Source organism: Paenarthrobacter sp. (assembly GCF_031180005.1).
Lineage (GTDB): Bacteria > Actinomycetota > Actinomycetes > Actinomycetales > Micrococcaceae > Arthrobacter.
In genome coordinates, this window is sequence record NZ_JAPSHI010000002.1 from 154,977 (window position 1) to 167,772 (window position 12,796).

Genomic DNA, 12,796 nt, shown 5'->3' on the forward strand with positions numbered 1-12,796 from the left:
AGGCCGCTAGGGAGCGACCTTGCTACCTACAAAAAAGAACGGACGACTCATGTCAAGCAGCAATTCCCGGCCGAAGTACATCTCCTTTGACATCTACGGCACGCTTATCAACTGGGATACCGATTTCACCACCCGCCGGCTTCTCGCGGGCCGCTTGCCCGAAGAACAGTGGCCCGCGTTCAAGAAGGTGTTCCGCGGGTACAGGTTTGACGAGGTCCTTGGTGATTACAAGCCCTATGAACAGATCCTTCAAAATTCGTTCGATAGGGTCTGCAAATTCTTCGGCATCGAACCAACTCCTGGTGCTGGTACAGAGTTCGCGGACGCAGTCCGCGGCTTCGATGCTCACGAGGACGTGCCGGCTCCACTGAAGCTCATGGGCGATAACTACAAGTTAGTGGCCCTGTCCAATGCAGACGACAGCTTCCTGGGCATCAGCATTCCCAAGCTCGGCGCCAACTACCACGCAGTCCTGACCGCTGAGCAGGCCCAGGCTTACAAGCCCCGCTACCAGGCCTTCGAATACATGCTGGACACCCTGAACGCCAAGCCGGAGGACTTCCTGCACATCGCCTCGCACACGCGGTATGACATGCATCCCATGCACGACATGGGCTTTCGTAACCTGTGGGTGCTGGACCGTGGTTATGACCCCATTACCGGGGGATACGACTACAACTCGGTGAAGTCGTTGGACGAGATTAACGAGTACCTCGGTCTCTAAGGGCCGGGGGCCAAGGCCAGTTGCGAAACCATCAAGCCCGGCCGGGGAACGCCTCGGCCGGGCTTGATGTTTGCCCTAGTTGGCTGAATGTCTCTGGGCGACAACCTGGCGAATGGATTCCCGATACTGGATGATCGTGTCCGAGATGACCTTCTCAGCAAGCACGGGGTCACGGGAGTCAAGAGCGTCAACGATGTTCTGGTGCTCGGCTTCCAATGAATCCGGATCCTCGTACTCATGATTTTCAATGGAGAGCACAAACATGAAGTACCGAAGTTCGGTCACCAGTTGCTGATAGAAGATCCTCAGCTTTTGGCTTCCCAGCAGTCCTACAATCGCACTGTGTACGGCAAGGTCCTTCTCGACGATCTTGAACGGGTCTCCGCTTTTTAACACCTCACGGAATTCGTCCATGGCCGCATGCACTTCATCCATGGACGTGGTCTCCGAAATGCTCCGTGCCGCCGTGGTCTCCAAGTGGTACCTCGCGTTGTAGACGTCCATGATCTCAGCGTCTGTGGGATCCCACACGATTGCGCCCTGATTGGCGCGATGGCGAATGAGGCCGCCCGCTTGAACAATGCGGACGGCCTCGCGAACAGTATTCCTGGAAAGGCCCAAATTTTCGGCGAGCAGACTCTCCCTCAGGCGTTCGCCCGGTTTCAGACCTCCGCTAAGGATCATCGCAGTGAGACCATCTGCGACCTGCTGCACCGTAGATGAATGGACAATCTTTATCTGCTCAACCATGGCTTCATCGTACAGGCGATTTCAACTGTAGTGCTGTAGACCACTTGATGTCATAGCAGCGTGGAAAATTCTCCAGAGCGTATCCGAGTGTGGAGAACTCAGCGGTTAGAGGACCTGTTTGAGGAAGGCTTGGGTGCGGGGTTCTTTGGGGTTGGTGAGGATTTCGCGGGCGTCGCCGCGTTCTATGACGTTGCCGTCGTCCATGAAGATCAGGGAGTCTGCTACTTCGCGGGCGAAGCCCATTTCGTGGGTGACGACGACCATGGTCATGCCTTTTTTGGCGAGGTCTTGCATGACGTTGAGGACTTCGCCGACTTTTTCGGGGTCCAGGGCGGAGGTGGGTTCGTCGAAGAGGATGATTTCGGGGTTCATGGCCAGGGAGCGGGCGATGGCGACGCGTTGTTGTTGGCCGCCGGAGAGTTCGGCGGGGTAGCGGTCTCCGAAGGCTTCGAGGCCGACGCTGGTGAGGAGTTCCTGGGCGTGTTTGGCTGATTGTTTTTTGTCGGCGCCTTTGACCAGGACGGGGCCGGCCATGACGTTTTCGCGGGCGGTCATGTTGGGGAAGAGGTTGAAGGATTGGAAGACCATGCCGACGCGGGTGCGTTGTTGGGCGAGTTTTTTGGGTGGCAGGGCGTGGTAGGCGTTGTCGGTTTCGTAGTAGCCGAAGTCTTCGCCGTTGACTTTGAGGATGCCGGAGTCGACGGTTTCGAGGCCGTTGATGCAGCGTAGGAGGGTGGATTTGCCGGAGCCGGAGGGGCCGATGATGCAGCAGATTTCTCCGCTGGCGATGGTGAGGTCGACGTCTTTGAGGACTGTTTTGTGTCCGAAGGATTTGCGGATTTTTTGGGCGTGGATGGTGCCGTCAGCGTTCATCGTGCTATGCCTTCCGGTGCGGTGAGTGTCACTTTGCGGGCTTTGCGGGGGACCCGGGCGGAGGTGTGGGAGTATTTTTGTTCGAGTTTGGATTGGGGGTAGCTCAGGAGCATGGTCATCACGAGGTACCAGAGGCTGGCGACGATGAGCAGGGGGATGGTTTCGTAGGTGCGGGCGTAGATGAGTTGGGCGCTTTGGAGCAGTTCGGCGACGCCCAGGACGGAGACCAGGGAGGTGCCTTTGAACATGCCGATGACTTGGTTGCCGGTCGCCGGAATGATGGAGGGCATGGCTTGGGGGATGATGACTTTGCGCATTTTCATGGCTCCGCTCATGCCCAGGGAGTCGGCGGCTTCGATTTGGCCTTTGCCTACTGAGGAGAATCCGCCGCGGATGATTTCGGCCATGTAGGCCGCTTCGTTCAGGGTCAGGCCGATCAGGGCTGCGGTGATCGGGCCCATGATGGCGTTGGTGTCGATCGCGGTGCCGATGTCGGTGAAGGGGATGCCGATGGACAGGTTCGGGTAGAGCGCGGAGATGTTGAACCAGAAGATCAGTTGGACCAGGACCGGGGTGCCGCGGAAGATCGTGATGTAGACCCCGGCGAGGGCGGCGATGGGTTTGATGCTCGAGGCCCGCATGATGGCCAGGCCCAGTCCGAGGAGGGTGCCCAGGGCCATGCTGGCCACGGTCAGGAAGATGGTGAGCATCAGCCCGCGCAGGATGGATTCGTGGGTGAAGTATTTCGCTACGACGTCCCATTTGAAGTTCGGGTTCGTCGCGACCGAACTCAGGACACCGATACCGACCAGGATGCACACGACCCAGGAAACGTACTCAAACGTGCTGCGCCGCTTCAACCGCGGCTTCAACGCCGAATCCAACCCGCTCATCACTTTGCTTCTTTCAATAGTCACTTGCTTCATTCGAGCGCTCCTTAGCGGATCGCCGCTTCGGTGATGGCCGATTCGTGGAGGCCCCAGTAGTTCAAGGATTCTTGGTATTGGGGGGTTTCAAGGACGGATTGGATGGCTTTTTGCAGGGCTGGTGTTAGCGGTGAGCCTTTTTTGAGGCCCATGGCGACGTTGGTGTTGGTCCGGGTGTCCATTCTGGGTTCGAGCATGACGAAGTGGTCTGGTTGCTGGACTTGTGCCCAAGCCAGGCCGCTGGCGTCGTAGAAGACGCCGTCCATCCGTTTGGAGTCCAGTTGGGTAAGGGCTTCTTGGACGTTTGGCAGTGTTACTGCGTTGATGGCGGGTTGGCCTTTTTCTTCGCAGGTCCATTTGGAGACGTTCGGCAGGTGTTTAAGTTGCTGTGTGGAGCCTTTGGTAACGGCGATGTTCTTGCCGCAGAGCGTTTCGTTGGTCAGGTTCTGCGGATTGCCTTTGGGCACGGCGATGGCCGAGCCGCCTTTGAGGTAGTTGATCATGTCCAGGACCTTCAGGCGTTCTTCGGTGGCGGACATGGTGGTGGCGGTGAAGTCGTAGCGGCCGCCGTCGATGCCGGGAATGATGGTGTCGAAGGCGGTATTTTCGAACTTCAGTTTCAGTCCGAGTTTTTTGGCTACCAGACGGGCGAGGTCGGGGTTCACGCCGATGGGTGTGGTGTTGTCCTCGGCGAGGAATGTCATGGGCGGGGAGCTGAGGTCCATCGCTACTGTGAGTTCGCCCTTGGCTTTGAAGGACTCGGGCAGAAGCGCGACGGCGTCGGGGTCTGCTTGGACGCCTTCTGAGATGTCGCGGGTGTTCTGCGTCTTCGGGATGTCCGTGGCCTGGCTGCCGGTGGCCGTGCCGCCGCAACCGCTCAGGGCCAGCAGGGCAGCAAGCCCCGCAGCTGCCGTCTGGAGTTTACTGGTGCTCTTCATGATGCTTCCCTTCGAGGATTCAGGTCGATGTCGCCTGAAGTGCGTTTCTCATTTGCTTCCGCATGCCACATCGGTGGGACAGGCGAAGGTGAAGTTCGATCTTGGGCTCGTGGCGTGATGTGACTCAGGTCTCGCCATATAAGCAATAAAACGCCGTTGCGTGCAGATTGTCAACAGTTCAACAGTTGAGCGACTGCTTTTCGAAGGCGGCTTCTTCGGGTGAGGAAGTGCCCCGGGTGTTGTTCAGTAGTAGAGCTGGAGGTCGATGCAACGGCATCGCCGGCAGGCTTCGTCGATAATCCGCCTGATGTCAGGCGGGATCTGCGGTTTGAGCGCCTAACGCATTGTGGAACTGACTGAGCATTTCCTGGCGATACCCATCGATGTCACCGTCCATCGCAAGCTCAGCCAACTTGTCGTGTTCAACGGCAAGTTGATGGAGGTCGCTGTAAGTTGGATGATCGGCCGCGAAGTAGAGACGCAGCTTGTTCTCCCAGCCATTCCAGAGACTATGCAGTGCCGAGTTTCCGGAAAATTCGTAGAACAGCCGGTGGAATTTAAGGTGGGCATCTATGCTTGCCGGAATGTCGTTGGTGTCCGTGGCCCGGTAAAGTTCCTCAATGGCCTGCTTGAGGCGAAGCCGTTCCGCATCCCGCAGTGTCGGGGCAGCAAGCTCAGCAGCATAAGGTTCCACAAGCAAGCGGATCGATGCGATCTCGGCAACATCCCGCGCACTTACCTCCACAACGAATGACCCGCGGAAGGGTACCTTGACCACAAGGCCTTCTTCTTCAAGCTTGGTCAACGCCTCACGCAGTGGCGAACGACTGATACCGAGATCCGCCGCGATGTGGGTTTCGCGCAACTGTTCTCCGGGCGAGACGGTTCGATCCAGGATCGCGGAACGGAGCACACGGTAAACGCCGTCCGGTGTGGTCGTTCGCTGTTCCTGCCATTCAAATCTGCGATCCACCGTGCGCCTCCTCGTCGATTGTCGATTATACCGCCAGCGCCGTGTACTTGTACTCCAGGTATTCTTCGATGCCTACTTTTCCACCTTCCCGGCCAAGGCCGGATTGCTTGACGCCACCGAAGGGTGCCGCCGGGTTCGACACCAGACCGGTGTTGAGACCGACCATGCCAACCTCAAGCTGAGAGGAGAACTGCATGCCTCTATCAAGGCTCTGTGTAAACACGTATCCCACCAAACCCCAATCCGTATCGTTGGCGAGGCGCAGAACTTCTTCCTCGCTGTCGAAGGACGTGATGGCAGCCACGGGACCAAAGATCTCCGTACTCATCAGATCGGAGTCCAGAGCCACGTCCACCAGCACCGTGGGGGAGTAGAAATAGCCGGGACCTTCCGGGCGTGTGCCTCCGGTCAGAACACGAGCGCCCTTGCTGATCGCGTCAGCCACAGGGCTTTCGACCTTCTCCAGGCCCTTCCGGTCGACGAGGGGTCCGACGTCGGTACCAGCCAATGCGCCGTCGCCCACCTGAAGCTCCGACATCCTTTTAGAGAACTTTTCGGCAAACTCTTCGACGACGGAGCTGTGCACGAAGAAGCGGTTTGCAGCAGTGCAGGCTTCGCCCATATTGCGCATCTTGGCTTTCAGTGCACCTTCAACGGCTTTTTCGATGTCTGCATCGGCGAGGACGATGAACGGGGCGTTGCCGCCCAGTTCCATGGAGGAACGCATGACGTTGTTTGCCGCTTGGCGCAGCAAGGTCTTACCCACTTCGGTGGAGCCGGTGAAGCTGACCTTGCGGGCGATGCCGTTGCTCATCCAGTGATCCACCACACTCGAGGCCTTGGAAGTGGTGACGACGTTCAGTACGCCGTCCGGCAGGCCGGCCTCGCGGAATATTTCCACAAGGGCGAGCGACGTGAGCGGGGTCAAAGCCGCGGGTTTAAACACCATGGTGCAGCCGGCCGCAACAGCAGGCGCGATTTTGCGGGCACCCATGGCAAGGGGGAAGTTCCACGGAGTAACCAGCACGCACGGACCGATGGGTTCCTTGGTGATCATGATCCGTGTGGTGCCGTCGGTGGAGGTGGTGCTGTCGCCGCTGATACGGACAGCTTCCTCAGAGAACCAGCGGATCATATCGGCGCCGTAGGCCACTTCTCCCCGGGCTTCTGCCAGGGGCTTGCCCATCTCTGCTGTCATGATTGCCGCCAACCGCTCGGTGTTGGCGATCACGAGCTCGAAGGCCCGCCTAAGGATGTCGGCCCGCTCGCGGGGAGTGGACTTTCCCCAACCAGCCTGTGCCCGCCCTGCTGCCGTGATGGCAAGGGCTGCGTCTTCAGGGCCACCATTGGCAACGTGGGCAATGATTTCGTTTGTGGCCGGATTCTCCACCGGGAAGGTGGCCAAACCGGTCGCTCTTAGCCATTCGCCGTCGATGAACAAGTCAGTGCGAAGAGTGGAGGGGTCAATTGAAGTAGTCATGTTGCGCTTTCTGTGTGAGTGGGAGAGTGCCGAAAATGGCGTGGGTGTGCTTGGAATTAAGTGGTCCTGAACCGTTCCGGGCGCACGAAATCCAGACCTTCGATTGGTTGTTTGCCGAGCGCTTCATGCGCGGCGATGTGGCCGTACCCGGTGGCGTTCTTGAATCCGCCTCCGGAGAAGCCTGTGGCGTAATAGATCCGGCTTGATTCGCTAAGCCATCCCAACAGCGGGTTGCGGTCCTGGGTATAGAGGTCCGGAAAAGCGTCTGAACGGACAATGGTCGGAATCAGGCCCGGGATGAAGTCCGAGACCGTTTTCAAGGTTTCGGCGATTTCGGCTTCAGATAGTTCCCTGGGGAAGGCGTCGGGATCATCGGTCACTGTTCCCCGGCCATCCAAGGTGGCCTTGACTGTTACTCCGTCGACGGCGGGGGCTCCATATATGGCGCGGTCCTCGTACATGCGACTAAAGATGGGGAATTTTTCCGGCGTAAATTGGGCTGCATCGCGGGCGACGAACCACGACAGGAAGACCCTGCGTGTTTCGGTGTGCGCCCTAAGATAGTCAGGCATGAGTCGCTGGGACCAGCCCCCCGAGGCGACGATGACGTTCTCGAAGCTCCAGGTCCTGTCGCCTGAGGTGAGGACAACGCCGTCGTCCGTTTCGGTGATGCTATCGATCGGGGTGTTGATGTGCACGGTAGCCCCGTTGGATTCCGCTGCGCCGATAGCGGCAGTGACGGCGCGGTCCGTACGGAGGACTCCGGCGTTGGGGTCAAAGACCGCGACGTCGACTGGCCGAAGCTTGTGCTGCGGATAACGTTCGGCGAGATCTTCGTGGCTGAGAATTTCGTGGGCAGCCCCGTTGAGTAGCGCAGTTTCCTGAAGGCGGCTGATGTAGGAGCCGCCTGCCGTGCCTATGGACAGTCCGCCACACCGAGTGAGTATGTCCTGTCCGGTTTCTGCTTCCAGTTCAGCCCAAAGATCACGTGAGCGTTCCAGGATGGGGTAGAGGTTGGGGGTGCCGAGGTAGATCATGCGGAACAGCCGGGTGTCACCGCCCACGGCACTTCTTCCGTGAGCGGGTGAGTGTGCCTCGAATCCGGTAACAGTTTCAGTCAGCCGGGAGGCCTGCCACAAGGCCATGCTGCCAACACTGCCTAGTCCGATAACTGCGAGTTTTCCATCCATGGGTTGGGTGCTTCCCCTCGAGGTTTCAGTTGGAAATGGTGGGTTATTCGTGAAGTCCGGCGAGCCTGCTGCCGAATTTGGCCAGGAGGGAAGTCTTAGTGGAATTCCTGTGTTCTTCCCACTTGTCTGCAATGCCGAAGAGGCTGTACATGCTGTGGACTCCCAGCCAACGGATGGGCTCGGGCTCCCACTTTGGTGCGCCGTAGCCCACCCAGGGAAGGGATGTTCGTTCGGTCTTTTGTTCGAAGGCCAGTTCCACCAAGGTTCTGCCGCCCAGGTACGCTGCGGTCACGCCGTGACCGGCATACCCGGTGGATGAACCGATCCCGGTTGCTTGGTCCCATTTGACGCCGCCGTTCCAGTCGCGGGTGACACCCAGAACGCCGGACCAGGCGTGATCCACGACGAAGTCGATGCCCGGGAAGAACGAGCGGAGCTTGGTGGAGAGCAGATCAACCGTGGACTGGGGGGTTGAACCTGCGCCGCCCGTTCCGGAGCCGTAGCGGTAAGGTTTGCCCCGGCCGCCGATGGCGATGCGCCCGTCCGCTGTTCGTTGCGAGTAGATGAAGGTGTGCGCGGAGTCGCTGAGGCATTTCGGACCGTTCCAGCCGATCTGTTGCCACGCTTCGTCTGACAACGGCTTGGTGACAATCATCGAGGAGTTGATGGGTATCAGGCTCCTGTTGCCGAGCAGTGGTCCGGAGTAGCCCTCGGTGCAGATAAAGGTCTTTGCCGCAGTAACCCGCCCGCTGTTGAGGGTGAGGGTGTTGCCGATGATGCTGCTGACGCGGCTGCCCTCGTAGATGCTGACCCCCATGGAGATGAGGGTTTCGGCGAGTCCGTAGACGAGTTTTGCCGGGTTAAGCCGCGCGCAGTGCTTGTAGACCAGGCCGCCGTGGACGGTGGAGATGTTGATGTGTTTCTGGAAGTCTTCACGGCCGATCAGATAGACGTCGTCTTCGGTCAATCCGTACTTCCAGTCTGCGTCACGTCGGGCGACCAGCCGGCCAAGCCCGGCCTCTGTGTGGGCTGCGACCAGCGCGCCGCTCTTGTGCTGATCGGCATCGATGCCTTCAGCTCTCAGGATCTCCAGGACGGAGTCGACGCCGGCGACAAACTCCTGCTGCAAGGCGCGGCTGGCTTCGATTCCTCCCTTGGATGCACGGGCAAACCTGGCACGGTTTCCTGCGGGCATTGCTGAGAGCCAGCCGCCGTTTCGTCCGGAAGCGCCGTAGCCGATCTGTTCTGCTTCAAAGACGGCGACCTTGAGGGAGGGCTCGAGCTTTTTGGCGAAGTACGCTGCCCATAGTCCGGTGTAGCCGCCCCCGACAATAGCCAGGTCTACGGTCTGGTCTCCTGCGAAGTGAGGGTTGGCGTGCCGCTTGTTTTCGAATCCGGCCATCCAGAAGCCGAGGTCACCGTTTCGGGGTGCTGCCGCGATAGTTGTCATTGTTGATCCTTCTTTGGGTGGAATCGGTGAGATCAGAAGGCGGTGTATCCGCCGTCGACGGGCAGAACCGCACCGGTGATGTAGGAGGATTCCGGTGACGCCATGAAGAGGATGGCGTCTGCGATCTCTTCGGGGGTGGCGAGGCGTTGGAGCGGGATTTGGCCCTCGCGTTCCCGACGATAGGCCTGGGGATCGTCCCTGCGCTGGAACGATGCCTCGATGACAGGGGTGACGGTCAGGCCGGGAGCGACCACGTTGACGCGGATGTTCCGTGAAGCCCATTCGATGGCCGCGCCCTTGGCCAGCATGATCAGGCCCCCTTTGGCTGCCGAATAAAGGACTTCGTCGGGCTTGCCCACCATGCCGAGCCGTGAGCCAACCAGAACGAACGACCCTCCGGTTGCTGGCATCAAGGGGGCGAAGTGCTTCAGCATCAGGAACGAGCTGAGCAGGTTGCTGTGCAGCACGTTCTTCGCGTCCTCGTAGCTCATTTCCGTCAGTGGACCGCTGACCTGCAGTCCGTGATTAAGGACAACCACGTCAACTGTGCCGAAGGACTCTGCCCCCTGGCGGGCGAGGCTTTCGACGAATGCTTCGTCGTTGAGGTCGCCGGGAACGTACAGGTCCTCGGGCTGAGCGCTCGCGAGTTGTTCCCTTCGACCGGTCAGGAGCAGACGTGCGCCTTCACGGCGGAAATGTGAGCTCACTGCCTCGCCGATTCCGCTGCTGGCACCGGTGATTACAGCGGTGGTCTTATCAAGTCTCATGTGGGTCACTCCGTTGTGATGTAGGTGAGTGGTGAAGTGCTGGTGAGGGATCAGCTGAGGAATCCACGGGCGTCCACTTTCCAGCGCTCCAAGGTGGTGCCTGCGCTGTCGGTGACGATCAGGTCTTCAAAGTTGATGACTACCGGGCAGACGTGGTTGGGCACAATCGGAAGCACGGCGCCAATACTGGGGCTGAAATCGCCGGCGGGCAGCGGGAGGAAGCCGTGGTACTCGTTGAGTTTGGACAGCACTGCCTGAGTGCCGGCCACGGCACCGTAACCGATCTCAGCATTGCCCTCACGGCTAAGTGCTTTGGTGCCGACGTCGAGGATGACCTGATCGGGAACCCAGTCGCTGACTACCGTGCCGGCGACGAACAGCGCGATTTGATCCTCGGTGCAGGCGCCAAGCCTGGTGTTGTTGAGATCGTTGAAGACGTACTCGCCGGGCCGGATCTCGGTGATGATGCTGCTCGTTGCGTATTCGATGGTGGGTGTCGAGCCCGCGCTGACCACATCGGCAGTCATGCCCACGGCCTTGAAGCTGCGCATGGCAGCGATGAGCGCTGCTTCTTGGTCCAGGGCGGCACGTTTGCGGGCTTCCCGGCCGGAACTGCCATGCCCCGGGTACGTGAAGACGCCCACCGGCACCAAGCCTCTCCTGCGTGCGGCAACGGCGAGGTCGCCGGCTGCCTCGGGCGGCGCGCCGGAACGGCGGGCACCGCAGTCGACCTCAATCACGACCTCCAGGCGCCCGGATTCAGAGCCCATCGCATCAGCAAGGGCATCGATTGCCGCGAAATTATCGACGCCGACCCGTAGCCGGGTGGTTACAGCGAGCTTCCGGAGCCGCACGCCCTTGGTCCCTGAAGGCCAGATCGGGTAGGCGATGAAGATGTCATCGAAGCCGGCCGCGGCAAACACCTCGGCCTCACCCACATTGCCTGCAGTGATTCCCACCGCACCGGCCTTTACCTGCCGCCGGCCAATTTCGACGCACTTGTGCGTCTTGACATGCGGCCTGACATCGAGATTTCGCTGGGTGGCGAAGCCTTGCATGCGATCGATGTTGTCCTGCATCACATCGACCAAGACGATCGGCGCCGGGGTATCGATCCGATCGAGCAAGCTGTCCAGTGCTTGTTGGAGCCTGTTCACGCTGTTCTCCTCATGAAGTACGTAATTGGGGGAGGAGAGCGAAAACAGGCTCCCTCGTTTGCTTGTGGACCGGGACTCCGGTTCCCGGGCTCCCGGGGTCCCGGTCCAGGCCGCTGTTCGCAGTTCCTAAGCGGCCGTGCAGACCATCTGGATTTCAACAGGGGTATTGAGCGGTAGCCCGGCGACTCCGATAGCGGTGCGGGAATGCCGTCCGTTCTCACCCAAAACCTCGATGAGCAATTCACTGGCCCCTTCGGCAACCTTTGACTGCAAACCGAAGTCAGGTCGGCTGGCTACGAACACCAGCATCTGCACGATCCGGACGTTGTCAAGGTCGCCCACTGCCTGGACAGCGGCCGCGAGGCAGTTCAGTGCGGCATGGCGTGCGAGTTCCCTCGCCGACTCCAGCTCGACGTCGCGGCCGACAACACCCTGACCTAGCAGCACGCCGTCTTTGAAGGGCAGTTGACCCGAAATGTGGATGCTGTCGCCAACTTTGTTGTGATCCACATAGTAGGCATTGGCAGACAGGACGGGTAACTCCAGACCAAGGTTCGCCAACCTTTCCAAGGCGGTCTCGCCGTGGACTGGTTGAGCTAAAGGAGCGTTCATGATGCTGCCGCCTCGCCGTGAATCGCCACTTCGCTCCGTCTCTTAGGAATCCGAACGCGGCAGGCCGAAGAGGACAGGGAGATCGGCGATGTCGGTGATTCGCTCGTACCCGAGCCAGTGCTCGTCGTGTTCGAAGCCGCGGTCAACGTACACCTTGTTCTTGATGCCCATGGTCGCTGCTGATCGATGGTCGTACATCGGGCTGGCGGAGACGTGCACGATCTCGTCCGGCGTCACTCCGAGCTTTTCGAACAAGTACTCGAAGGCGCCGAGCCGTGGCTTGTACATGCCCATTTGCTCGGCGGTAATGATGACCTCGAACGGGGCATCGAGGTTCGCTGCAAGGCGTACAGCCTGGGCGGTGTCGCTGTTCGTAATGATGACCAGCGGGACTTCCTCCGCCAGGCGGTTCAGTGCCTCCGTGACACCCGGGTACGGGCCAAAGGAGGGGACCTTATCGTAGACTGCCCGTGCATCGGCCGCAGTGAACTCCAGACCGACCCTGCGCGAGGCGCGCTCCATGGAGTCGGCAACGATCTGGTGGAACGGCTTGTAGTCGCCCATGCATTCGTCGATGCGGTACGCCTTGCAGGCCTGCAGATAGTCATCGGCGATCTCGGCCGGCAGCCGGTCGCCCAAGACTTCACGGATCGCATCGTTGATGGCGAACTTGATCAGCGTTCCGTTCATGTCGAACGTAACGAACTTTGGCTTGGTTGCGAATGCCATTTTTTCCTCCGGTACGGATTATGTCGATTGTCGACGAGGGATCGAATGCCTGCGTCGATTGTCGACAATACTCGCCACCAAGCGTCATTGTCAACGATTTCCGGAGAATCACCCGGGAACGTGAGGTGCCCCGTCATGTCAAGGAAAAAGTTTTTGACTCAGCCTCTTTCGTAGATTGTTGACAATTGCTAAGCTCTGTCTATGTCTTCAACCCGCAAGTGAGCGAA

At 59.5% G+C, this 12,796-nt stretch carries 13 protein-coding genes; 1 reads left to right on the forward strand and 12 read right to left on the reverse strand.

Going from position 1 to position 12,796, the window contains the following annotated elements:
- Positions 1 to 49: 49 nt before the first annotated feature.
- Positions 50 to 724, forward strand: a complete 675-nt coding sequence (locus tag RIF72_RS03040; protein ID WP_309073390.1) for a haloacid dehalogenase type II — start codon at positions 50 to 52, stop codon at positions 722 to 724.
- A gap of 75 nt (positions 725 to 799) precedes the next feature.
- Here RIF72_RS03040 and RIF72_RS03045 read toward each other — a convergent pair whose 3' ends face one another.
- The 12 genes from RIF72_RS03045 to RIF72_RS03100 all read right to left on the reverse strand — a co-directional run bounded on the left by RIF72_RS03045 (position 800) and on the right by RIF72_RS03100 (position 12,569).
- Complete coding sequence (locus RIF72_RS03045; RefSeq protein ID WP_309073391.1) at positions 800 to 1,474, reverse strand: GntR family transcriptional regulator; 675 nt, start codon at positions 1,472 to 1,474, stop codon at positions 800 to 802.
- Positions 1,475 to 1,579: 105 nt separating this feature from the next.
- Positions 1,580 to 2,347, reverse strand: coding sequence for an amino acid ABC transporter ATP-binding protein (locus RIF72_RS03050; RefSeq protein ID WP_309073392.1), 768 nt, complete (start codon positions 2,345 to 2,347; stop codon positions 1,580 to 1,582).
- Entirely contained in the window at positions 2,344 to 3,273 is a 930-nt protein-coding gene (locus RIF72_RS03055; protein ID WP_309073393.1) for an amino acid ABC transporter permease, read from the reverse strand. The genes RIF72_RS03050 and RIF72_RS03055 overlap by 4 nt, the downstream gene beginning before the upstream one ends.
- A gap of 11 nt (positions 3,274 to 3,284) precedes the next feature.
- The gene (locus RIF72_RS03060; RefSeq protein WP_309073394.1) at positions 3,285 to 4,211 is read right to left on the reverse strand and encodes an ABC transporter substrate-binding protein; all 927 of its coding nucleotides are present in this window, start codon (positions 4,209 to 4,211) and stop codon (positions 3,285 to 3,287) included.
- A 310-nt stretch (positions 4,212 to 4,521) separates the two neighbouring features.
- On the reverse strand, positions 4,522 to 5,184 hold the full coding sequence (locus RIF72_RS03065) for a GntR family transcriptional regulator (protein ID WP_309073395.1): 663 nt from the start codon (positions 5,182 to 5,184) through the stop codon (positions 4,522 to 4,524).
- Positions 5,185 to 5,209: 25 nt separating this feature from the next.
- Complete coding sequence (locus tag RIF72_RS03070) at positions 5,210 to 6,664, reverse strand: NAD-dependent succinate-semialdehyde dehydrogenase (protein WP_309073396.1); 1,455 nt, start codon at positions 6,662 to 6,664, stop codon at positions 5,210 to 5,212.
- 56 nt (positions 6,665 to 6,720) lie between these two features.
- On the reverse strand, positions 6,721 to 7,854 hold the full coding sequence (locus RIF72_RS03075) for an FAD-dependent oxidoreductase (protein ID WP_309073397.1): 1,134 nt from the start codon (positions 7,852 to 7,854) through the stop codon (positions 6,721 to 6,723).
- Between the two features lie 43 nt (positions 7,855 to 7,897).
- The gene (locus RIF72_RS03080) at positions 7,898 to 9,304 is read right to left on the reverse strand and encodes an FAD-dependent oxidoreductase (RefSeq protein ID WP_309073398.1); all 1,407 of its coding nucleotides are present in this window, start codon (positions 9,302 to 9,304) and stop codon (positions 7,898 to 7,900) included.
- A 32-nt stretch (positions 9,305 to 9,336) separates the two neighbouring features.
- Positions 9,337 to 10,071 (reverse strand): SDR family oxidoreductase, encoded by a 735-nt coding sequence (locus tag RIF72_RS03085; protein WP_309073399.1) that lies wholly within the window; start codon positions 10,069 to 10,071, stop codon positions 9,337 to 9,339.
- 50 nt (positions 10,072 to 10,121) lie between these two features.
- Positions 10,122 to 11,228, reverse strand: coding sequence for an alanine racemase (locus RIF72_RS03090; protein WP_309073400.1), 1,107 nt, complete (start codon positions 11,226 to 11,228; stop codon positions 10,122 to 10,124).
- Positions 11,229 to 11,354: 126 nt separating this feature from the next.
- Positions 11,355 to 11,840 (reverse strand): RidA family protein, encoded by a 486-nt coding sequence (locus tag RIF72_RS03095; protein ID WP_309073401.1) that lies wholly within the window; start codon positions 11,838 to 11,840, stop codon positions 11,355 to 11,357.
- Between the two features lie 42 nt (positions 11,841 to 11,882).
- Positions 11,883 to 12,569 (reverse strand): haloacid dehalogenase type II, encoded by a 687-nt coding sequence (locus tag RIF72_RS03100; protein ID WP_309073402.1) that lies wholly within the window; start codon positions 12,567 to 12,569, stop codon positions 11,883 to 11,885.
- Positions 12,570 to 12,796 lie beyond the last annotated feature (227 nt).

What these genes read in the sequence shown, in the direction of transcription:
- RIF72_RS03095 (WP_309073401.1), bottom strand. Translation starts at nt 11,840, where the DNA reads ATGAACGCTCCTTTAGCTCAACCAGTCCACGGCGAGACCGCCTTGGAA.
- RIF72_RS03045 (WP_309073391.1), bottom strand. Translation starts at nt 1,474, where the DNA reads ATGGTTGAGCAGATAAAGATTGTCCATTCATCTACGGTGCAGCAGGTC.
- RIF72_RS03050 (WP_309073392.1), bottom strand. Translation starts at nt 2,347, where the DNA reads ATGAACGCTGACGGCACCATCCACGCCCAAAAAATCCGCAAATCCTTC.
- RIF72_RS03100 (WP_309073402.1), bottom strand. Translation starts at nt 12,569, where the DNA reads ATGGCATTCGCAACCAAGCCAAAGTTCGTTACGTTCGACATGAACGGA.
- RIF72_RS03055 (WP_309073393.1), bottom strand. Translation starts at nt 3,273, where the DNA reads ATGAAGCAAGTGACTATTGAAAGAAGCAAAGTGATGAGCGGGTTGGAT.
- RIF72_RS03070 (WP_309073396.1), bottom strand. Translation starts at nt 6,664, where the DNA reads ATGACTACTTCAATTGACCCCTCCACTCTTCGCACTGACTTGTTCATC.
- RIF72_RS03080 (WP_309073398.1), bottom strand. Translation starts at nt 9,304, where the DNA reads ATGACAACTATCGCGGCAGCACCCCGAAACGGTGACCTCGGCTTCTGG.
- RIF72_RS03060 (WP_309073394.1), bottom strand. Translation starts at nt 4,211, where the DNA reads ATGAAGAGCACCAGTAAACTCCAGACGGCAGCTGCGGGGCTTGCTGCC.
- RIF72_RS03040 (WP_309073390.1), top strand. Translation starts at nt 50, where the DNA reads ATGTCAAGCAGCAATTCCCGGCCGAAGTACATCTCCTTTGACATCTAC.
- RIF72_RS03085 (WP_309073399.1), bottom strand. Translation starts at nt 10,071, where the DNA reads ATGAGACTTGATAAGACCACCGCTGTAATCACCGGTGCCAGCAGCGGA.
- RIF72_RS03075 (WP_309073397.1), bottom strand. Translation starts at nt 7,854, where the DNA reads ATGGATGGAAAACTCGCAGTTATCGGACTAGGCAGTGTTGGCAGCATG.